The sequence below is a fragment of the Pseudomonas sp. SWRI68 genome (assembly GCF_014269165.1).
GTDB lineage: Bacteria > Pseudomonadota > Gammaproteobacteria > Pseudomonadales > Pseudomonadaceae > Aquipseudomonas > Aquipseudomonas capeferrum.
Map to the genome: position 1 here is coordinate 1 of NZ_JABWRU010000014.1, position 21,359 is coordinate 21,359.

19 protein-coding genes are annotated in these 21,359 nt (G+C 63.1%); 13 read left to right on the forward strand and 6 right to left on the reverse strand.

Annotation, left to right across the window (positions count from 1 at the left end; translation table 11 throughout):
* The first annotated feature begins 128 nt into the window (after nucleotides 1-128).
* Nucleotides 129-581, forward strand: coding sequence for a putative adhesin (locus tag HU770_RS18795; protein ID WP_186664821.1), 453 nt, complete (start codon nucleotides 129-131; stop codon nucleotides 579-581).
* 176 nt (nucleotides 582-757) lie between these two features.
* Here HU770_RS18795 and HU770_RS18800 read toward each other — a convergent pair whose 3' ends face one another.
* The gene (locus HU770_RS18800; RefSeq protein WP_186659469.1) at nucleotides 758-1,297 is read right to left on the reverse strand and encodes an Rrf2 family transcriptional regulator; all 540 of its coding nucleotides are present in this window, start codon (nucleotides 1,295-1,297) and stop codon (nucleotides 758-760) included.
* A gap of 106 nt (nucleotides 1,298-1,403) precedes the next feature.
* On the reverse strand, nucleotides 1,404-2,783 hold the full coding sequence (locus HU770_RS18805) for an NAD(P)/FAD-dependent oxidoreductase (protein WP_186659467.1): 1,380 nt from the start codon (nucleotides 2,781-2,783) through the stop codon (nucleotides 1,404-1,406).
* Nucleotides 2,784-3,294: 511 nt separating this feature from the next.
* Here HU770_RS18805 and HU770_RS18810 point away from each other — a divergent pair.
* Both HU770_RS18810 and HU770_RS18815 read left to right on the forward strand, forming a co-directional pair.
* A complete protein-coding gene (locus tag HU770_RS18810) occupies nucleotides 3,295-4,497 on the forward strand; it encodes an NAD(P)/FAD-dependent oxidoreductase (protein ID WP_186664825.1) in 1,203 nt (400 codons plus the stop codon).
* Between the two features lie 227 nt (nucleotides 4,498-4,724).
* On the forward strand, nucleotides 4,725-6,350 hold the full coding sequence (locus HU770_RS18815) for a methyl-accepting chemotaxis protein (protein WP_047583889.1): 1,626 nt from the start codon (nucleotides 4,725-4,727) through the stop codon (nucleotides 6,348-6,350).
* Between the two features lie 137 nt (nucleotides 6,351-6,487).
* Here HU770_RS18815 and HU770_RS18820 read toward each other — a convergent pair whose 3' ends face one another.
* Nucleotides 6,488-7,891, reverse strand: coding sequence for a cytosine permease (locus HU770_RS18820; protein WP_186659461.1), 1,404 nt, complete (start codon nucleotides 7,889-7,891; stop codon nucleotides 6,488-6,490).
* Between the two features lie 316 nt (nucleotides 7,892-8,207).
* On the opposite strand from HU770_RS18820, the gene HU770_RS18825 reads away from it, so the two are divergent.
* The 10 genes from HU770_RS18825 to HU770_RS18870 all read left to right on the forward strand — a co-directional run bounded on the left by HU770_RS18825 (nucleotide 8,208) and on the right by HU770_RS18870 (nucleotide 17,685).
* Complete coding sequence (locus HU770_RS18825) at nucleotides 8,208-8,693, forward strand: flavin reductase family protein (protein ID WP_033697327.1); 486 nt, start codon at nucleotides 8,208-8,210, stop codon at nucleotides 8,691-8,693.
* A gap of 66 nt (nucleotides 8,694-8,759) precedes the next feature.
* Complete coding sequence (locus tag HU770_RS18830; RefSeq protein ID WP_186664828.1) at nucleotides 8,760-9,800, forward strand: LLM class flavin-dependent oxidoreductase; 1,041 nt, start codon at nucleotides 8,760-8,762, stop codon at nucleotides 9,798-9,800.
* A gap of 230 nt (nucleotides 9,801-10,030) precedes the next feature.
* Complete coding sequence (locus tag HU770_RS18835) at nucleotides 10,031-10,627, forward strand: amino acid synthesis family protein (RefSeq protein ID WP_033697324.1); 597 nt, start codon at nucleotides 10,031-10,033, stop codon at nucleotides 10,625-10,627.
* A gap of 68 nt (nucleotides 10,628-10,695) precedes the next feature.
* Nucleotides 10,696-11,529, forward strand: coding sequence for an alpha/beta fold hydrolase (locus HU770_RS18840; RefSeq protein ID WP_033697323.1), 834 nt, complete (start codon nucleotides 10,696-10,698; stop codon nucleotides 11,527-11,529).
* Nucleotides 11,526-13,007, forward strand: a complete 1,482-nt coding sequence (locus tag HU770_RS18845; protein WP_047583887.1) for an aldehyde dehydrogenase — start codon at nucleotides 11,526-11,528, stop codon at nucleotides 13,005-13,007. Before HU770_RS18840 ends, HU770_RS18845 begins: the two co-directional genes overlap by 4 nt.
* Nucleotides 13,008-13,020: 13 nt before the next feature.
* Nucleotides 13,021-13,506 (forward strand): flavin reductase family protein, encoded by a 486-nt coding sequence (locus HU770_RS18850; protein WP_033697321.1) that lies wholly within the window; start codon nucleotides 13,021-13,023, stop codon nucleotides 13,504-13,506.
* 84 nt (nucleotides 13,507-13,590) lie between these two features.
* A complete protein-coding gene (locus HU770_RS18855) occupies nucleotides 13,591-13,980 on the forward strand; it encodes a carboxymuconolactone decarboxylase family protein (protein ID WP_033697320.1) in 390 nt (129 codons plus the stop codon).
* Between the two features lie 88 nt (nucleotides 13,981-14,068).
* Nucleotides 14,069-14,833, forward strand: a complete 765-nt coding sequence (locus HU770_RS18860) for a GntR family transcriptional regulator (protein ID WP_033697319.1) — start codon at nucleotides 14,069-14,071, stop codon at nucleotides 14,831-14,833.
* Between the two features lie 2 nt (nucleotides 14,834-14,835).
* Nucleotides 14,836-15,399 (forward strand): NUDIX hydrolase, encoded by a 564-nt coding sequence (locus HU770_RS18865; RefSeq protein ID WP_033697318.1) that lies wholly within the window; start codon nucleotides 14,836-14,838, stop codon nucleotides 15,397-15,399.
* 102 nt (nucleotides 15,400-15,501) lie between these two features.
* The gene (locus tag HU770_RS18870) at nucleotides 15,502-17,685 is read left to right on the forward strand and encodes a response regulator (protein WP_186659459.1); all 2,184 of its coding nucleotides are present in this window, start codon (nucleotides 15,502-15,504) and stop codon (nucleotides 17,683-17,685) included.
* Between the two features lie 7 nt (nucleotides 17,686-17,692).
* Here the strand turns inward: HU770_RS18870 and HU770_RS18875 are convergent, their stop codons facing one another.
* The 3 genes from HU770_RS18875 to HU770_RS18885 all read right to left on the reverse strand — a co-directional run bounded on the left by HU770_RS18875 (nucleotide 17,693) and on the right by HU770_RS18885 (nucleotide 21,264).
* Nucleotides 17,693-19,864 (reverse strand): response regulator, encoded by a 2,172-nt coding sequence (locus tag HU770_RS18875; RefSeq protein WP_186659451.1) that lies wholly within the window; start codon nucleotides 19,862-19,864, stop codon nucleotides 17,693-17,695.
* 86 nt (nucleotides 19,865-19,950) lie between these two features.
* Nucleotides 19,951-20,583: a LysE family translocator gene (locus HU770_RS18880; RefSeq protein ID WP_033697315.1), complete on the reverse strand. Its 633-nt coding sequence runs from the start codon at nucleotides 20,581-20,583 to the stop codon at nucleotides 19,951-19,953.
* A 66-nt stretch (nucleotides 20,584-20,649) separates the two neighbouring features.
* Nucleotides 20,650-21,264 carry a LysE family translocator gene (locus HU770_RS18885; RefSeq protein ID WP_047583884.1) on the reverse strand — a complete coding sequence of 205 codons (615 nt, stop codon included), beginning with the start codon at nucleotides 21,262-21,264 and terminating at the stop codon, nucleotides 20,650-20,652.
* Nucleotides 21,265-21,359: the final 95 nt, after the last annotated feature.

Sequence of the window (21,359 nt, forward strand, 5' to 3'; positions counted from 1 at the left end):
CGACTTTGCTGTCGGGACGCATCATGGCGGACTGGCTCCAGAAAGAAATCGGGAGCGCAGCATCGGGCTTCAGGTAGTCGCTTGGAATGTGGGCTTCATGGAGCGGACACCCATCAGACAGAGTGGTCATGTCATTCCACGGGAAAAATGCAATCAGAGGAGGGAAAGTAGAAATCCCGTCCAATTCCCAACTTAATCATTACGCCCCCGCAACTGGCACGGCAAACACTGACATCGCATACATCCGGAGAACAAACATTGTCTCTCGAGATGTTGGATTAGGAAAAGTAGCTGCAGGAACAGGTAATATAACCAAAACCGTACCCGGCGGCCACTATACATCTAACTACGTGATTGACCATTTTGAAAAATACAACCACACGAATCTGTGGGACCTCGTGGAGAAGCATAATGTCGACATACTGGTTCTCAAACCTAACACCGGCTCCCACACACTCGAAGACGCCTTCAACACACTCGAAACCGCCGGCCACCAATATAAAGTCTACGACTACGTCGCCTGCCGTGCATCAGAAATAAAATTGAACCTCTGGATGAAGTTACCTGCCAATAAAATTTGACAGGGAATACCCGATCAGAACTGCGAAGGCGCCGAGTTTTTACTCCAGAAGAGTAAAGGCTGCATCAGGCCCCAACTGCGCCGAACAGGCCTCCCACCGATTCGCAACTCAATACAGAGGTTGTGCATCGGTGAGAAGCCAGTTTGCAGACAGTTCGTACTGAATCTGAGCGCGCCCTACAGCTGACCGACCGGGATATCCCCCCCGCTCTTGCCATCACGCCGCTCACCCATCCACTCATTCACCCGCTGCCCAAACGCCGCCGGTGCCTTGCGCCCGAAGCGCCGCGCCAGGTCGAGGATGGTCTGCTGCGCCAACGCCTCTTCCATGCGCTTCTGCGCCCCCAGCATCACGGCATGAATCGCACAGGTGCCTTCAGTCGCCCAAGCGGGCGGCGAACCTTCGAACAGCGTGCAACGCTCGCGAATCTCGCGGCAGTCGAAAATAGCCTTGGGCCCGTCAATAGCATTGACGATATCCAGTACGGTGATTTCGTCCGACGGCCGCGCCAGGCGGAAGCCACCGCGCACGCCTTCGGTGGCAGCCACCAGCCCGGCGCGGGCCAGTTTGGTGAAAACCTTGGCCAGGTATTCCTGAGGCACACCTTGCAGCTCAGCCAGGTCGCGCACGCTGGACTCACGCGTGTCACCGCGCTCGCCCACCAGGTACAACAGGCAATGGATGCCGTATTCGACGCCAGCACTGTAAAGCGCCATAACAATCTCCGACCAACTTTGTCGCAAATGATACGCGGGGAAGGCCAGCACCGCAAAGCACTTCCCCGCATGTCAGGCAACCTGGTCGCGATGTCAGGGTTGGCGGCTACCCGCGCAGCACCTTCACCTCACCTTGCTTGCCGTCCGTTTCGCGCAAGTACTCCTGCAGCGAGTCGTCCATCGCCTGCAGCCAGCGGGTATGGTGAGGCACGGCCTTGGTGCCGGTGATCACAGAGCGGTACGATTTGTCACGGTAGCCCATGATGTCGTGCTTCTTGTCGCTCTTCCATTGCAGGAAGATGCGGTTCACCGCATCGATATCGAAGCGCGGGTAATCGGTCTGCTCGATCAGGTGCTTGATGTATCGGCCCTGGAATTCATACATCGAAGCGGTGGTTGCCAGCTGCTCCTCTTCCTCGCGCCAGCGCGCGCTGTCGGCCTGCATGGCCGCCTTGGCCGGCAGCTTGATGCGCCCCAGCATGTAGTCGCGCGCAAACCATGCCTGGGCGTCGAACAGGTTGAAGCTGTACCACAGGTCCTGCATGCCCAGGTAGAGCAACTGCGGGTTCTGCTCCCACACCACGCCTTGGTACAACCCGGCAGGCCACAGGCGGTTGTTGGTCTTGAGGGTGAGTTCATCGGGCAGGAACGGGAAGTGATGCTGGTAGCCCGTGCACAGGATGATCGCATCCACACGCTTGTTCGAGCCATCGGCGAAGAACGCCAAGTCGTTTTCGACGCGGACCAGCTGCGGGCGCTCTTCCCAGCCCTTGGGCCATTTGTAGCCCATCGGCTGGGTGCGGTAGGCCGTGGTGATCGAGCGCGCGCCGTACTTGTAACACTGCGAGCCGATGTCTTCGGCCGAGTAGCTGCTGCCGACAATGAGCAGGTCCTGGCCGTTGAATTCCATCGCTTCGCGAAAGTCGTGGGCATGCAGGATACGCCCGGTGAACCGCTCGAAGCCTTCAAACTCCGGCACGTGCGGGGTAGAGAAGTGCCCACTGGCCACCACCACATAATCAAACACCTGCTCGATGCCAAGCCCCGCGCTGTAGTCGTGGGCGCTGACGGTGAACTCGCGGGTGTTCTCATCGAAGCTGACGTTCTTGACCGCAGTATTGAAGCGGATGTAGTCGCGCACCCCGGCCTTCTTCACGCGGCCTTGGATGTAGTCCCACAGCACCTCGCGCGGCGGGTACGAGGAAATCGGCCGGCCAAAGTGCTCATCGAAGCTGTAGTCGGCGAACTCCAGGCATTCCTTGGGGCCGTTGGACCACAGGTAGCGGTACATGCTGCCGTGCACCGGTTCGCCATGCTGGTCGAGGCCGGTGCGCCAGGTGTAGTTCCACATACCGCCCCAGTCGGCCTGCTTTTCGAAGCATACGATCTCGGGCATGGGTGCGCCCTGGGCATGGGCGGATTGGAAGGCACGCAGTTGCGCAAGGCCGGACGGGCCGGCACCGATGATTGCGACACGAAGAGTCATAGTGATTCCTGAACAGTTGAACGCTGAAAAAATGCAAAGGCTCCCCAACCCCGAACGGCAAAAGGCCGGGGGTGGTGGAATTCAGGCGCTACGGTGCAGGTGGAGGGACGGGGCGTTTGCGCATCTGGGTCAGCAGGAGCTTGACCGGCGGGATCGACAACACGTGGAACAGGCTCGAAAGCGGAGAAGGCGTCATTGAGGTCGGCCCGTATCCATCTGCGCAGGGCGCGAAATGGGGGCCTGAGGGGCGGAAGATACGTGTGATCTCGTGCATGGGGGCTGAAATGGCCTCTTTTCTTTATGGTTTCCTTTTTATCTATAACGGATGGGGGTGGGGATATCAAGGTTTGCGGCCCCGCCGCCCCCTCCTCCCTGCCACTGCAGGAGGGGGTGGATAAGAAAAAAAGCTTGCAGGCAATAACTACGACCAATAGAGTCGTAGTTATTCGAGAGGCACCTTGCGTGTGATCGAAGCCCCTTTTTCTCTATCCGACCTCTGCGGAGCACTTGCATGAAATCCAACATCCTGATCATCGGTGCCGGCTTTGCCGGTGTCTGGAGCGCCCTGAGCGCTGCCCGCCTGCTGGACCAGGCGCAACGCGAAGACGTGCGCATCAGCGTGCTCGCCCCGCAACCCGAACTGCGCATTCGCCCACGTTTCTACGAGGCGGATGTGCAGGCCATGAAGGCACCGCTGGGCGAGCTGTTCGAGGCCGTGGGCATTCACTTCATCCAGGGCAACGCTGACCGCATCGATGCCGACGGGCGCAGCGTCAGCTACACCGACGCCGCAGGGCAGCAACAGCAGCTCGGCTACGACCGCTTGATCCTCGCCGCCGGCAGCCAGGTAGCACGCCCGCCGGTGGCGGGCCTGGCCGAACACAGCTTCGATGTCGACCAGATGGAGTCGGCCATCGCCCTTGAGCAGCACCTGCTGCGGCTGGCCGCCCTGCCCGCCTCCCCGGCACGCAACACGGTAGTGGTCTGTGGGGGCGGGTTTACCGGCATCGAGACCGCCACCGAAATGCCCGCGCGCCTGCGCGCCATCCTGGGTGACGACAGCGCGGTGCGGGTGCTGCTGGTCGACCGCGGCGCCAGCGTGGGCGCGGCGCTGGGCGCGGGCATCACCCCTTCGATCCAGGCCGCCTCGGCGCAGGCGAGTGTGCAATGGCTGACCGGCACCTCGGTGGTGGCAGTCGACGCCGGCGGGGTAACCCTTGACAGCGGCGCGTACATCGCCAGCAACACCGTGATCTGGACCGCAGGCGTCAAGGCCAGCCCATTGACCGCACAGGTCGCTGGCGAACGTGACGGCGCGGGCCGCCTGCGGGTCGACGAGCACCTGAAAGTGATCGGCCAGGCGCACATCTATGCCACGGGCGACACTGCGTGGGCCGCCGTCGACGACCTGGGCAACCACGCCCTGATGACCTGCCAGCACGCCATCCCCATGGGCCGGCACTCTGGCAACAATGCGGCCGCCGACCTGCTCGGCGTCGAACCTGTTATCTACCGCCAGCCCAAATATGTCACCTGCCTCGACCTGGGTGACTGGGGCGCGGCCTACAGCGAGGGCTGGGAACGGGAGCTGAAGCTGCACGGCCAGGAGGGCAAGGCGCTGAAACGCCAGATCAACTCGGTATGGATCTACCCGCCAGCCGCTGACCGCGCGCAGGCACTGGCCGCTGCCGACCCGTTGATCCCGATCGTATGACGTCTGATTGCGGGCAAAACCGTCAGTAAACGACGGATTTGCCCGCACACGTCGTTACATTGAATGACTGGTCAATAATGATGGCACTGTGACATCATTTAAATAAAAACGTAAGAGGGTGAGGCACACACACTAAATCCGCAGCGCATCGAGAGCTGGCACCCCCTGGTGAGCCGGCCTTCCGTCCATGCTCTTGACGCCTGCACGCCACCGTCAAGGAGCATTCCATGCAATTACGGAATATGAAGATCGGCATTCGCGCAGCCAGCGTATTCGCCCTGTTGGGCGTATTGGTACTGGCCATGGGCATGATAGCCCTCTATGAAACCCGGCAAATGGATGAGGCCACGGATGAAATCCGTGTCACCTGGATGCCGGCCGTGGTAGCCCTCAGTGAAATCAGCAGCAACCTCGGCCGAGCGCGTGCCATCACCCTGCGCGCAGCGCTGGAAGAAACCGACCTGGAGCGTGCGCGCAGTCTGGACATGCTCAAAAGCATCAATGCGCAACTCAAGGACGGCCTGAAGGATTATGACAACACCATCGTCGCCGCCGATGACCGCGCCCTGTTCAACCGCTTCAATACCGCCCACGAGCAATACGTCAGTCTTCAGGCGCAGGTCATCAGCGACATCGCTGCCGGGCGCCTCGACCAGGCCAAACTGCAGATCAACGGCCCGCTTTCCGAGCATGCCGACAGCATGATGAAAGCCATGGCGGCGCTGATCGCCTACAACGGCAAGGGCGCCGAAGAGGCCTCGCAACGCAGCAGCGACGTCGCTGACCAGGCGTTGACCGCGATCATCGGTTCATTGCTGGTCATCATGCTGGTACTGGCCGCCATCGCCACACTGCTCACCCGCAGCATCGTGGTGCCCCTGGCCGATGCCGTGGCCGTGGCCGAGCGCGTGGCCACCGGCGACCTGACCCAGAACATCCAGGTCACCGGCCGCGACGAGCCTGCCCTGCTGCTGCTCGCCTTGGGCCGCATGCAAGAGAGCCTGCGCGACACCTTGCGCAAGATCGCCGCCTCGTCCGACCAACTGGCCTCGGCCTCCGAAGAGCTGCATACCGTCACCGAAGACACCAGCCGCGGCCTGCATCAGCAGAGCGCCGAAATTGACCAGGCAGCCACCGCAGTCAACCAGATGACCGCCGCCGTGGAAGAAGTGGCCAACAATGCAGTGAGTACCGCTGACGCCTCCAAAGGCGCCGACCGCACCACCCGTGACGGCCGCGACCAGGTCAACCAGGCGCTGGCGTCGATCCAGCACCTGGTCGACGACGTGACCGGCACCTCGGCCGAAATCGAACAGCTGGCCAGCAACGCCAACGAGATCAGCCGGGTGCTCGATGTGATCGGCGCAATCGCCGGGCAAACCAACCTGCTGGCGCTCAATGCCGCCATCGAAGCCGCCCGCGCGGGTGAGGCCGGCCGCGGGTTTGCGGTGGTGGCGGATGAAGTACGCGCCCTCGCCCACCGTACCCAACAGTCGACGGCAGAGATCGAGCAGATGATCGTGGGCATCCAGACCGGCACCGAGCGTGCGGTGACGGCCATGCACAGCAGCCAAGGGCGCGCTGCGGGTACCCTGGAAGTGGCGCAGGGTGCGGGCCAGGCGCTGGAGGTGATTGCCGAGGCCATCGCCTCGATCAACCAGCGCAACCTGGTAATCGCCAGCGCCTCTGAAGAACAGGCACAGGTGGCGCGCGAGGTGGACCGTAACCTGGTGAACATTCGTGACCTGGCGATGCAGACATCGGCGGGGGCAAACCAGACCAGTGCAGCGGCGCAGGACTTGTCGCAGTTGGCAGTGGACCTGAATGGCATGGTGGCGCAGTTCAAAGTCTGATCAGGAATAACCGGGCTGCTTTGCAGCCCATTCGCGGGACAAGCCCACTCCCACAGGTTGATTCAGTTTTTTGAGTGATCCTGTGGGAGCGGGCTTGTCCCGCGAATGGGCCGCAAGGCGGCCACCCGTTGCAACTGTCAGTCGTTGACGCTGATAACCCGCGCACTGTTTACCGCCTGCCCTCGCGTGGCCAGGCAGTAATACAGCGGCACCGTCACCAGCAAGCCGATCAACCAGGACAAATCAGCCCCTTCGACAAGGTTCGAATACGGCCCCACATACAGCGCGGTATTGGCAAACGGCAGCTGCACCGCAATCCCGCAAGCATAGGCAATGATCGCGTGGTGGTTGAAGCGGCCATAGATGCCGCCGTCGGCACTGAAGATAGACGCGATGTCGTACTGGCCCTTCTTGATCAGGTAGAAGTCGATCAGGTTGATCGAGGCCCACGGCACCAGCACCAGCAACAGCGCCAGAATCAGGCCGATGAACTGGCCGATGAAGTCCGCCGATGCATTCAGCGCCACCAAGCCACAGCCCAGCAGAATTACCGAGGCCAGGGCCACCCGCACCTTGATGCTCGGCGTCCACTTGGCGAAGAAGGTCTGGATGGCCGTGACGATCGACAGCACCGCGCCATACAGGTTGAGCGCGTTATGGCTGATGATGTTGAGCAGGAACAGCACCATCAGGATCGGCCCCAGCCAGCCGGTGGCTTGCTTGACCGCGTCCATCGCGTCGGTGCCTTCTGGCACGCACAGCACCGCCACTGCACCAAAGCTGAAGCACAGGATGGTGCCCAGGGTGGCGCCGAAGTAGGTCGCCCAGAACGGCTTGGCAATGCCCACTTCCTTGGGCAGGTAGCGCGAGTAGTCCGAGGTGTACGGCGAGAAGCTTATCTGCCAGATCGTGCCCAGCGACACGGTGGCGATGAAGCCGGACAGGTTGAACGCCCCACGGCTGAAGAAATCAGCCGGCAGCTCCTGGACGAACATCATGATGAAACCGGCCAGCAGCGCCGAGCCCATGACCCAGGTACCGATGCGGTTGAGGATATGTATGAAGCGGTAGCCGATCACGCCGATGGCCGTCGCGCTGAGGGCGCCGATGACGATGGCACCGGGCATCGGCACGCTCGGGGCGATGCCGTGGATGGTCTTGCCCGCCAGCACGATATTGGAAATGAAGAAGCCGACGTAGATCAGCGCCGTGAAGAACACGATCAGCAACGCACCATAACGGCCAAACTGGCCGCGGCTCTGGACCATCTGCGGAATGCCCAACTGCGGTCCCTGCGCAGAAGCCAGCGCGATGACCACGCCCCCGGCAAGATGGCCAAGCACGATGGCGACCAGGCCCCACAACAGGTTCAGGTGGAACACCTGGACCACCATGGCGCCGGTGACGATGGGCAGTGGCGCAATGTTGGTGCTGAACCAGAGGGTGAACAGGTCGCGCGCCTTCCCATGGCGCTCGGCAGGTGGAACGTAATCGACCGTGTGATTCTCGACAAACTGGTGTTGCGATGACGGTTGGGACATGGTTTTCAGCTCGAAAGGTCGTTTTTATCTTTGTAAGGAAACCGCGTCTAGGCGGCCTCTCAGCTGCGGACCATATTATGGTATTCCAAACTTTTGACAACACTGATTCGGTCTAAAAATCTTTAACTGATCCGGTTCAGCAGCCGCGCTCAGGCCGTCTCGCTTTCGCCAAACCCACTATTCACGCGGCTTTGCGCCATTCATCGCGAATTTTGTGCGCTAGAAAATTCCGCTTGCAAATCGAGTATTACGGTATACCATCAGACACATCAACGATAAAAAGCGGCCCACCGCTACCCCTTTCGAGGAACACGCCATGATCGACGCAACCGTCTATAAGAACGTCCTGGGCTCCTTCCCCTCAGGCGTCACCGTCATCACCACCCTGGACGACGACGGCTCGATCGTCGGCCTCACCGCCAGCGCCTTCTCTTCGTTATCGATGGACCCGCCGCTGGTGCTGTTCTGCCCCAACTACAGCTCCGACTCCTACCCTGTGCTGATCAAGCAAAAGCGCTTCGCCATTCACCTGCTGTCCGGTGAACAGCAAGCCGAAGCCTATGCCTTCGCGAAAAAGGGCAAGGACAAGGCCACCGGCATCGAGTGGACCCTCAGCGCCTTGGGCAACCCGTTGCTGGCCAATGCCACCGCCATTATCGAATGCGAACTGTGGCGTGAATACGAAGGTGGCGACCACGCCATCATGGTCGGCAAAGTGCACAACCTCATCGTCCCCGAGCAAGCCCCGCAGCCGATGATCTACTGCCGCGGCAAGATGGCCAGCCTGCCCGCCTTCGCCTGAAGCACCTAGCCTTATTACTGACGCCTGGTGCGCCAGGCGAGACTTTCAAGCTCCGAGGAAAGCCCCATGAAATTTTCGTTGTTCGTACACATGGAACGTTGGGATGAACAGGTCAGCCATCGCCAGCTGTTCGAAGACCTGACCGAACTGACCCTGATGGCCGAGCACGGCGGTTTCAGCACCGTGTGGATCGGCGAACACCACGCCATGGAATACACCATCTCGCCTAGCCCGATGCCGCTGCTGGCCTACCTCGCTGCGCGCACCGAGAAGATTCGCCTGGGCGCCGGCACCATCATCGCGCCGTTCTGGAACCCGATCCGCGTGGCTGGCGAATGCGCCCTGCTCGACGTGATCAGCAACGGCCGCATGGAAGTGGGCCTGGCACGTGGCGCCTACCAGTTCGAGTTCGATCGCATGGCCAATGGCATGCCCGCCACCGACGGCGGCAAAGCCCTGCGCGAGATGGTACCGGTGGTGCGCAAGCTGTGGGAAGGCGACTACGCCCACGACGGCGAGGTGTACAAGTTCCCCACCTCCACCAGCGTACCGAAGCCTTTCAACGCCGAACCGCCGATGTGGATCGCCGCCCGCGACCCGGACTCGCACAACTTCGCCGTGGCCAACGGCTGCAACGTCATGGTCACCCCGTTGATGAAGGGTGATGAAGAAGTGCTGGACCTGCGCAACAAGTTCCAGACGGCCCTGGACAACAACCCGGATGTGCCACGCCCGCAACTGATGGTGCTGCGCCACACCCACGTGCACAGCCCGTCCGAGCCTGAAGGCTGGAAGGTCGGCGCCCAGGCCATTTCGCGCTTCTATCGCACCTTCGATGCCTGGTTCGGCAACAAGACCGTACCGGTCAATGGCTTCCTTGCGCCAAGCCCGGAGTCGAAGTTTGCCGAAGTGCCGGCGTTCCAGCTGGAGAACATCCGCAAGAACACCATGATCGGTACACCCGAAGAGATCATCGCGCGCATCAAGTACTACCAGGAACTGGGCGTCGACGAGTTCAGTTTCTGGTGCGACAACAGCCTGCCCCACGCCGAGAAGAAGAAGTCGCTCGAGCTGTTCATCAACGAAGTGGTGCCGGCATTCGCCTGAATTCCCTTTGCCTGAAGTAGTTGCGGGATCAGCCCGCTCCCGGGGGTCCTCGTGGCCCTCGCGAGCGGGCATTTTTTTGAGTTTTCGGCCGGTACAGATGCCGCGCAAATCAAGGGATCAAGACGCCTTTCGTCCCCCGGCAAGAGATTTTTCCAGCCCCCTCTTGCACAACAAATATTATGGTATACCATCAGACAACAAGAGCTGATAACCCTCACCAGGAGCCACCCATGAGTTTCGAAATCCGCAAGATCGTCACCTACTCCGAAGAGACCCGCATCGAAGGCGGCAAGGCCACCGACAAACCGGTGACCATGGTCGGCCTGGCTGTGGTGATCAAAAACCCATGGGCCGGTCGCGGTTTTGTTGAAGATCTGAAGCCGGAAATCCGCGCCAATTGCTCCGAGCTGGGTGCGCTGATGGTCGAGCGCCTGATTGCCGCCATCGGCGGTGCCGACAAGATCGAAGCCTACGGTAAAGCCGCAGTGGTCGGCGCCGACGGCGAAATCGAGCACGCCTCTGCCGTGATCCACACCCTGCGCTTTGGCAACCACTACCGCGAAGCGGTGCAGGCCAAGAGCTACCTGAGCTTCACCAACAAGCGCGGCGGCCCAGGCACCTCGATCCAGATCCCGATGATGCAGAAGGACGACGAAGGCCTGCGTTCGCACTACATCACCCTGGAAATGCAGATCGAAGACGCCCCACGTGCCGACGAAATCGTCGTGGTCCTGGGCGCCGCCGACGGTGGCCGTCTGCACCCGCGCATCGGTAACCGCTACATCGACCTGGAAGAACTGGCTGCCGAAAAAGCCAACGCTCAATAACAACAACCAAGACGGGCCGGGGCGTGGCGTGCTTACCCGCCGCGCCCGACCTTCAAGGAGCGCCCTCCATGATTCAGCCTGTCGCTGAACGCACACCGGCCGGGACCAGTTACCTGGTTCAAGGCCAGGGCCAGGCTGTGGTACTGATCCACGGCGTGGGCCTGAACAAAGAAATGTGGGGTGGTCAGTTCGTTGGCCTGGCCAACGACTACCGCGTCATCGCCTATGACATGCTCGGCCACGGCCAGAGCGCGCTGCCAGCCGCCGACACCAGCCTGGAAGGCTACGCCGCCCAACTCGCCGAGCTGCTCGACCACCTGCAGATTGCCCAGGCAACCGTCATCGGCTTCTCCATGGGCGGCCTGGTAGCCCGCGCCTTCGCCCTCGCCTACCCGCAACGGCTGGCGGCGCTGGTGGTGCTCAACAGTGTGTTCAACCGCACCCCCGAGCAAAGTGCCGGGGTAATCGCCCGCGCCGCCCAGGCTGCAGAACTGGGCCCCGACGCCAACGTCGACGCCGCCCTCGACCGCTGGTTCAGCCGTGAATACAAGGCCGCCAACCCGGCCCAGGTCGCCGCCATTCGCCAGGTACTGGCGAGCAACGACCCGCAGGGCTACCACACTACCTATTCGCTGTTCGCCACCCAGGACATGTACCGCGCCAGCGACCTGGGCAGTATCCAGGTGCCGACACTGATCGCCACCGGCGAACTCGACTCGGGCTCCACCCCGGCCATGACCCGCCAGCTTGCCGCCAGCATTCCGGGCGCGCACAGCGTGGTCCTCGCCGAGCAACGGCATATGATGCCGGTGGAAGCACCGCGTGAAGTCAACAAGATGCTGTTGGACTTCCTCAAGCAAGCCCGCACCCTCACCGAATCCGCCAAGGGGATTGTTGCATGACCCTCGTACGTTTCCAGATGTGCATCGACGGCCAATGGCTCGATGCCCAGAGCGGCAAGACCTTCGACAGCCTCAACCCGGCCACCGCCCAAGCCTGGGCGCAACTACCCGACGCCGACGAAGCCGATGTGGAGCTGGCCGTGCAGGCCGCCCAGCGCGCGTTCGACAGCAAGGCCTGGCGCAGCATCACCGCCACTGCGCGCGGCAAGCTGCTGCGCCGCCTGGGTGACCTGATCGCCGAGAACAAAGAGCACCTGGCCCAGCTGGAAAGCCGTGACAACGGCAAGCTGATCCGCGAAACCCGCGGCCAGGTCGGCTACCTGCCAGAGTTCTTCCACTACACCGCAGGCCTTGCCGACAAGCTCGAAGGCGGCACCTTGCCGTTGGACAAGCCGGACCTGTTCGCCTACACCGTGCACGAGCCGATCGGCGTGGTCGCCGGGATCATCCCGTGGAACAGCCCGCTGTACCTGACCGCGATCAAGCTGGCCCCGGCCCTGGCCGCCGGCAACACCATCGTGCTCAAACCGTCCGAACATGCCTCGGCGACCATCCTCGAACTGGCTCGCCTGGCCCATGAGGCCGGCTTCCCGCCGGGCGTGGTCAACGTGGTCACCGGCTACGGCCCAAGCACCGGCGCGGCGCTGACCCGCCACCCGCTGGTGCGCAAGATCGCCTTCACCGGCGGCGCCGCCACCGCCCGCCACGTGGTGCGCAGCAGCGCCGAGAACTTCGCCAAGCTGTCGCTGGAGCTGGGCGGCAAGTCGCCGAACATCATCTTTGCCGACGCCGACCTGGACAGCGCCATCAACGGCGCCGTGGCCGGCATCTATGCCGCCTCCGGGCAAAGCTGCGTGGCCGGTTCTCGCCTGCTGGTGCAGGACGAGATCTTCGACGAATTCGTCGCCCGCCTGGTCGAGCGTGCCAAGCGCATCCGCATCGGCAACCCGCAGGACGAGGCCAGTGAAATGGGCCCGATGGCCACCGCCCAGCAACTGGCCGTGGTCGAAGGCCTGGTCGCCGCGGCCAAGGCTGAAGGGGCCAAGCTGCACTTGGGCGGCAAGCGTGCCGAGGTTGAGGGTGACGGCTGGTTCTACGAGCCGACCCTGTTCGAGTGCGACAGCAACGCCATGACCATCATGCAGGAAGAGGTGTTCGGCCCAGTGGCTGCGGTCATCCGCTTCAAGACCGAGGAAGAAGCCCTGGAAATCGCCAACGACTCGCAGTTCGGCCTCGCCGCCGGCATCTGGACCCGCGACCTGGGCCGCGCCCACCGCCTGGCCCGCGACGTGCGCTCGGGCATCATCTGGGTCAACACCTACCGCGCGGTATCGGCCATGGCGCCGATCGGCGGCTTCAAGAACAGCGGCTACGGCCGTGAAAGCGGCATCGATTCGGTGCTGGCCTATACCGAGCTGAAGACCGTGTGGATCAACCTGTCCACCGCGCCCATGCCCGACCCGTTTGTGATGCGTTGAGAGGTAGCACGAGATGATCGAACCAGGCATCTACAAAGACGTGATGGGCTCGTTCCCGTCCGGCGTTACGGTGGTCACCACCCTGGACGCCGACGGCGGCATCGTCGGCATCACCGCCAGCGCGTTCAGCGCGCTGTCGATCGAGCCGGCGCTGGTGCTGTTCTGCCCCAACTACGCCTCCGACACCTACCCGATCCTGCGTGACAGCAAGCAGTTCGCCATTCACCTGCTGTCTGCCGACCAGACTGCCGAGGCTTATGCGTTTGCCGGCAAGGGCAAGGAGAAAGCCAAAGGCATCGACTGGCACCTGAGCGAGTTGGGCAACCCGTTGCTGGCCAAGGCCACGGCGATCATCGAGTGCGAACTGTGGCGCGAGTACGACGGCGGTGACCACGCGATCATCGTCGGCGCGGTGAAGAACCTGGTGCTGCCGGCTGCGCCGGTGACGCCGATGGTTTATCACCGGGGCAAGCTGGGCGCCCTGCCGCCACTTGGCTGACAGACACCGACCGTCCTGCTTTTAGGGGCCGCGCTATCGCCTCACCCTCGGTAGCGGCCCCTGTTTTCTTCCGGAGTACAGTGCATGAGCAACGAAAAGTACGAGAAAGGCCTGCAGATCCGCACCCAGGTGCTGGGCGAGGAGTACGTCAACCGTTCCATCCAGAACGCCGACGAGTTCACCAAACCGCTGCAGGAGCTGGTCACCGAGTACTGCTGGGGCCATGTCTGGGGCCGCGATGGCTTGTCGCTCAAAGAGCGCAGCATGATAAACTTGGCCATGATTTCCGCGCTCAACCGGCCCCACGAACTCAAGCTGCATATCCGCGGCGCATTGCGTAATGGGCTGAGCCGTGAACAGATTCGCGAGATCCTGCTCCAAGTCGGCATTTATTGCGGCGTACCCGCGGCGGTGGACAGTTTCCGCCTGGCCCGCGAAGCGTTCGCCGAAGCCGATGCGGAGTCAACCCGTTAACAACGGGCTGTTCGAACCACTGCAAGGAGTGCCAAGGTTCCAGGCACTCCGCGATGTTGGCGCAACAGCCTCATAAAGAGCGCACCTGATGAAACGCCAGCCACTCGACGACAGCTTCAAGGTCAACCGCAACCCCGTTACCCTGCGCGAAATCGTGCTCGACAAGCTGCGCGCCGCGATCATGAACTTCCATCTGCTGCCGGGTGACCGCCTGGTAGAACGCGACCTCTGCGACCGCCTCGGGGTCAGCCGTACCTCGGTGCGAGAAGCGCTGCGCCACCTGGAATCCGAAGGCCTGGTCGAATTCGCCGATGCCAAAGGCCCGCGCGTGGCAATCATTACCCTGGAAGATGCCCGCGATATCTACGAGCTGCGCTGCGTGCTCGAAGGCCTGATCGTCCAGCTGTTCACGCTCAATGCCAAGGCCAAGGACATCCGCGCCCTGGAACGCGCGCTGGAGGTCAACCGCGAAGCGCTGGAAGAAGGCGAGCTGCAACAGGTGCTCGACTCGGTGCAAGGCTTCTACGACGTGCTGCTGGAAGGCTCCGGCAACCAGGTCGCCGCCCAGCAGCTGCGCCAGTTGCAGGCACGCATCAGCTACCTGCGTGCCACCTCGGTCTCGCAAGAGAACCGCCGGGGTGCCAGCAACCGGGAGATGGAAAAGATCGTCGAGGCGATCAAGGGCGGCGACCCGCTGGTTGCCCACCAGGCCTCGGTCGATCACGTCCGCGCTGCCGCCAAGGTAGCCCTGGACTATCTGCGCCAGAAGCAGGATGACAACACCAAGGTGCGCGACATGGTCGAGCCCCTGGCCCTCAAAGAACCCCGTATAGAACCCCGCATAGGCCGCTGACCATGCCCAACGCCCCGCGCTACTGCCCGCACTGCACCACGGAACTGGCTCGGGGCGTTCCCACAGGCGACACCCACGAACGCCTGCGCTGCACCGCCTGCGGTTACATCCATTACATCAACCCGAAGATCATCGCCGGCTGCATCATCGAGCGCGATGGCAAGTACCTGTTGTGCCAGCGCGCCATCCCGCCGCGCCCTGGCACCTGGACCTTGCCTGCAGGCTTCATGGAAGCGGGCGAAACCACCGAGCAGGCGGCGTTGCGCGAAGTGTGGGAAGAAAGCGGCGTGCACGCCGAAATCGTCTCGCCCTATTCGATCTTCAGCGTGGCCAAGATCAGCGAGGTGTACATCATCTTCCGCGCCATCGCCACCCAGGAGACCGGGCAGTTCGGGCCGGAGACCCTGGCCTACAAGTTCTTCGAACCGGGGGAAATCCCCTGGGACGAGATCTACTATCCGGCGATCCGGCAGATTCTAGAGCGCTACATTCTTGAGCGCCAGGCGGGGGTTTACGGCATCTACATGGGCAACGACGATACTGGCAAGGTGCACTTCATTCGCTGAGCCTGCCCCGCGAAAAGGCCGGACCAGGCGACATAAAGGCCTCGCCAATTGGCCATTCTCGGTGCACCCTTATGCTCCCAGGCAAAAGGATCGGCAGAGCACATGGCGAAATGGCTAGATGGCGGCGGGCTGATGGCCGAACACATCCGCCAGCATGATTGGCACAGCACCCCACTTGGCCCACTGCAGGCATGGCCCAGCGTACTCAAGACGACGGTGGCCCTGTGCTTGGGCTCGCGCTTCCCGCAGGCAGTGCTATGGGGCAATGAGCTGATTACCCTCTACAACGACGCCTTCACCGAGATTCTCGGCAGCAAGCCACAGGCCCTGGGCCGCCCGTTCAGCGAGGTGTGGCAGGAAGCCTGGGGCGAGATCGGCGCCATGGCCGACCGCGCCCTGGCCGGTGAAGCGGTGTTCATCGAAGACTTCCCGCTGGTCATCGACCGCAACGGTGGCCCCGAGCGCGCCTATTTCACCTTCTGCTACAGCCCCATCCGTGGCGAGGACGGCAGCGTGCTGGGCATGCTCGACACCGTGACCGAAACCACCACCAGCGTGGTCAACAGCCAGCGCCTCAACTTCCTCGACGGCCTGGGCCGGGAGGTGGCCAACGCCACCGACCCCGAGCGGATCATGGCCATCACCACGCGCATGCTGGTCGAGCACCTGCAGCTTTCCAGCTGCGCCTACGCGGTCATGGATGCAGACCAGGATGGCTTCAACATCTGTGGCGACGCCGTGTCAGCCGGTTCACCACGGCTGATCGGCCAATACCGCCTGGCCGACTTCGGCCGCCTGGCAGTCAGCCAGTTGCGCGCTGGCGAGCCGCTGGTCATCAACGACAACCTCAGCGAACTGGCCGCCGAAGAAGCGGCGACCTTCCAGGCCATCGGCATCACCGCGACCATCTGCATGCCGCTGATCAAGGACGGTCGCCTGACCGCACTGATGGCCATCCACGACAAGGCGCCCCGGGTGTGGACCGGCTACGAGCTGCGCTTGATCGGCGAGGTGACCGAGCGCTGCTGGTCGCATATCCAGCGGGTCCAGGCCCATGCCGAAGTACGCGAGGCAATGGCGGCGCTGGAGGCGCTCAATGCCACGCTGGAACAGCGCGTCGACCAACGCACCAGCCAACTGCTGCACACCGAAGCCGTGTTGCGCCAGGCGCAGAAGCTTGAAGCCATCGGCCAGCTGACCGGTGGCGTGGCGCACGACTTCAACAACCTGCTGACCATCATTCGCTCGTCGTTGCACTTCCTGCAGCGCCCCGACCTTGAGCAAAGCCGTCGCGAACGCTACCTGAAGACCATGGCCGACACCGTCGACCGCGGCGCCAAGCTGACCGGCCAACTGCTCGCCTTCGCTCGCCGCCAGGCATTGAGCCCACAAGTGTTCGAGGCCGGGCCACGCCTGGAAGCCATGGCCGAGATGCTCGACACCGCCACCGGAGCACGCATCAAGGTGGAACTGCAACTGCCAGCCGCGCCTTGCCATATCCGCGCCGACCTCAGCCAGCTCGAGACGGCGGTGATCAACCTGATGCTCAATGGTCGCGATGCCATGGCCGGCGAAGGCACCTTGCGCCTGCGCCTGTTGGCCGATCAGCACATGCCCGCGCTGCGTGGTCAGCCTGCGCCAGCGGGCACGTTTGCGGCCATCTCGGTGGTGGACAGCGGTATCGGCATTGCCGCGAAGTTGCTCGACCGCATCTTCGACCCCTTCTTCACCACCAAGGCCCCCGGTGAAGGGACCGGGCTTGGCCTGTCCCAGGTGTTTGGTTTCGCCAAGCAGTCCGGTGGCGATGTAGCCGTGGTCAGCGTCGAGGGCGAAGGCACAACGTTCACCCTGTACCTGCCGCAAGAGGCCCCGCCTGCCGAACCGGCCGACGTCACCGCCGCCCCCACCCAACCCGAGGTCGGCAAGGCGCGAGGGCGGATACTGGTGGTGGAGGACAACCCCGACCTCTGCACGTTCACCGCGCAGATTCTCGAGGACCACGGCTACCGGATCAGTTGGGCAAATTCGGCAGAGGAAGCGCTGGCCTTGTTGGCAGGCCCGGCGGGCGATTTCGATGCCGTGTTTTCCGATGTGCTCATGCCCGGCATGGGGGGCTTGGCACTGGCCCGCGAACTGCGGCGCCAACGCCCGCAACTGCCGGTGATCCTCACCTCGGGCTACAGCGATGCGATTGCCGAAGGCGGCCACCAGGGCTTTGCCTTCCTGGCCAAGCCGTACTCGGCCGAGCAGGTGTGCCAGATGCTGGCCAAAGTGCTGGGAAGCTGAACAGCGGCTAACGCGGGGCGGCCAGCAACCGCGCCACACTCTGCGCCAGCTCGGCGCGCCGGTACGGCTTGCGCAACACCTCGAATCCCTTGAGCTCGCGGGGTGTAAGGTTGGCATAGCCGGTGATGATCAACACCGGCAGGTCAGCCTGGCGCTCGCGCATCTGTTGGGCAAAACGCACCCCGGTCATGTCGGCCATGACGTGGTCTGTCACCAGCACGTCCGGCTGCCAGCCCTGCTCCACCCGCTGCAGCGCTGCCGCGGCACTGCTCGCTTCGCACACCTCGTACCCCAGGTCGCGCAATTGCAAGGCCGTGGCATGGCGCACGATCGCCTCATCATCCACCAACAGAATTCGGCTGGCGCGGTCGGCCAGGGGCGCCTCTGCACTGTCACTGTCACTGTCACGGCCAACTGCGGCGACATCGCTGATCGGCAACCACAGCGTGGCCACAGTCCCCTCCCCCTGCTGCGAGCGAATCGCGAAGCCACCACCCGACTGCACCGCCAGCCCCTGCACCATCGGCAGGCCAAGGCCGGTGCCCTTGCCCACGCCCTTGGTGGAATAGAATGGCTCGACGCAGCGGCGCAGCTGCTCATCGCTCATGCCGCTGCCACTGTCGCGAACCTGCAGCCAGACCAACGGCGCGCCCGCAGTGCCTGCCGGGTGCGGTGGGCCGTCGGCATCGAGCCCGGCGACGATGCTCAGGGCACCGCCGCCGGCCATGGCGTCGCGGGCATTGACCACCAGGTTGAGCAGCGCCAGCTCCAGTTGATGCGGATCGACCAGCACGGCGGGCAGCAACGGGTCGACTTGCACCTGCACGGCAATGGTCGGCCCAAGCGAGCGCGCCATAAGTTCGCGCATGTCCTCCACCAAGGCAGCCAGCGACACGGCTTGTGGCTTGAGGGTTTGTCGACGGGCGAAACTCAGCAAGCGCCCCACCAGGTTGCGCGCCCGCTCGGCAGCCTGCAGGCCACCGTCGATCAAGCGGGGAGCTCGCTCGGATTGCGGGTGCCGACGCATCAATTCGAAGGAGGCGATAATTGGCGTGAGCATGTTGTTGAGGTCATGGGCGATGCCACCGGTCAACTGGCCGATCATCTCCAGCTTGTGCGCTTCATGCAGTTGCAGAATCGCCGCCTCGCGCTCGGCCAGCACGGCCGCGACGCGCTCCTCCAGGCTTTCGTTGAGCAGGTGCAGGGCACGCTCTGCACGGGCATGGGTAATGGCCGCCCAGGCTTGCTTGGCGGCATCCTCGACCAGTTGGCACTCGTCTTCGAAGCAGTGATGTGGCGTGTGAAAGTGCACGGCAAGCATGGCTTCCAGGTGGCCGGCGCGCAGCACCGGCACATGCAGCGTGCTACACAAGCCGCTCAGCGGCGCCGATGCGCTGTCATAAGCCTGCTGCACCACCTTGCCCGCCACCAACTGCTCACGCAGCGATGCCCCGTAGGTGGCGTAGCGGTGCTGGCCGACCCTCGAAGGCAGGCCGTCAGCCCAGTCATGCGCAACCTTGTAACCTGTGCCGTCGCCCAGGTCCTCGCCGAAACACACCTGCGTCGCCCCCAGGTGCTGGGCGAGGCGTGCTACCACATACGCTTCGATACGCTCCGCTTCACCCAGCCCAGGCAAGGTGCGGCCCAGCTCCAGCAAAAACGCCTGGCGCTGTTGGAAACGAACCCGTTCGGTGGTTTCAGTCACCAGGCACAACACCCCGCCAACGCTGCCATCGGCTTCGCGCACGGCGGAATAGGAGACATCGAAGTACACGGTCTCACCCAGGCCGCGACGCTCTATATAGAACGGGCGGTCCTTGGCTGAAAACGTCTGGCCGGTCTCACGCACGCCACGCAGCAGCGGCTCAAGGTCGTCCCACAGCTCACGCCAGTTGTCCTCAGCCGGGCGCCCCAGTGCCTGGGGATGCTTGGTACCAATGGTCGGTGCATAGGCATCGTTGTAGAGCGCTACGTAAGTTTCGCCCCAGAACAGCACGAACTGCGCCTGGGCCGGCAGCAATGTAGCCATTACCGCCTGCAGGTGGGGCGACCAGTGCTCGGGGGGGCCGAGCGGCGAGCTGCTCCAGTCCATCGACTGCAGCAGGCCACCGATGGTGCCGCCGTTGAGCAGAAAATGCAGTGGCGGAGTGTGCGCATCGCGTTGCTGTAACAGGTTCATGTCTGGGAAGCCCCGGGCACCTTGCTATCCATCTTACGATAGGAGCGTTGCAATCAACGGTTCGTTCCACAGAGATCAGCGGTTGTTCAGCGGCGCCCTTCGGCCAGCATGCGCAGGGCAAGGCCGGCCAGTACGGTGCCCATCAGCCAGCGCTGAACCTGCTGCCACACGGGCCGGCCGCCGAGAAACACGGCGATGGAACCGGCCATCACGGCGATCAGCGCATTGACCGATACGCTGATGGCGATTTGCGTGCAGCCCAGCACCAGCGACTGCACCAGTACACTGCCGTGACCGGGCTCGATGAACTGCGGCATCAGCGACAGGTACATGACCGCGATCTTGGGGTTCAGCAGGCTGGTGGCAAAACCCATGGTGAACAGCCGCCGCGGGCTGTCGGCAGGCAGTTCACGTACCTGAAATGGCGAGCTACCGCCGGGCCGCAGCGCCTGCCAGGCCAGGTACAGCAAGTACAGTGCGCCACCGATGCGCAGCACGTCATAGGCAAACGGCACCGCCATCACCAGCGCGGTGATACCCAGCGCCGCGCAGAGCATATAGATGACGAAGCCCAGGGCCACGCCGCCAAGGGATATCAAGCCGGCGTTACGGCCTTGGCAGATCGAACGAGAAATCAGGTAGATCATGTTCGGCCCGGGCGTCAGCACCATGCCCAGGCAGATCAGCGCGAATGTCAGCAGTTGGGCGGTTTCGGGCATGGGGCACATCCTGGCTGTGCGAAGAGAAGCGGCAAGTGTATCCGAGCCACGTCAGCGCCGGTAGATTCAGCCCAACTGCCCGGCAATCAGCCCCAGGGCCACCGCGATCATGGCAAGGCCCGATACCCGCCCGACCATCTTCGCTGCCCCAGGCCGGGTACTCAGTACGGCCTTGGCGCCATAGCCCACCAGCGAATAGATCACCAGCGAGCTGCACAGGTGCACCAGCCCGAGCAACAGGATCTGCAGCGGCACGGGCCAGCTGGAGTGTGGGTCGGTGAATTGCGGCAGCAGGGCAAGAAACAGCAGGAACACCTTCGGGTTCAGCCCACTCACGCAAAAGCCCTTCAATGCCCAGCGCGAACCGGAGTCCCCCACGCCGTCCTGCCCCGCCTGCGGCACACCCGGGCTCAGCAGCAGGTTGCCGCCCAGCCACAGCAAGTAGGTACAGCCCGCCAGCGTCAGCAACATCAGCGCCAGCGGGTGCCCAGCGAGCAGGCTGCCCACGCCCGCAGCCACCACCAGGGTTGCCAGGAAGTGCCCCGACAACATGCCTGCCACCGCAGGCATCACCCAGCGCCCGCGCATGCCCGCGGAGATGGCATACGCCCAGTCCGCCCCTGGGGTGATCACAAACAGCAACGACACGGCCCAGAACGCCGTCAGCACACTGATTGCCACTTGAATCTTCCTTATGTGTTGTCTTGATGTGCAGAAAGATTACGGATTCCGTCGGGGCATTTTCTTTCGTATATTCCCCACCAACATACAAATAC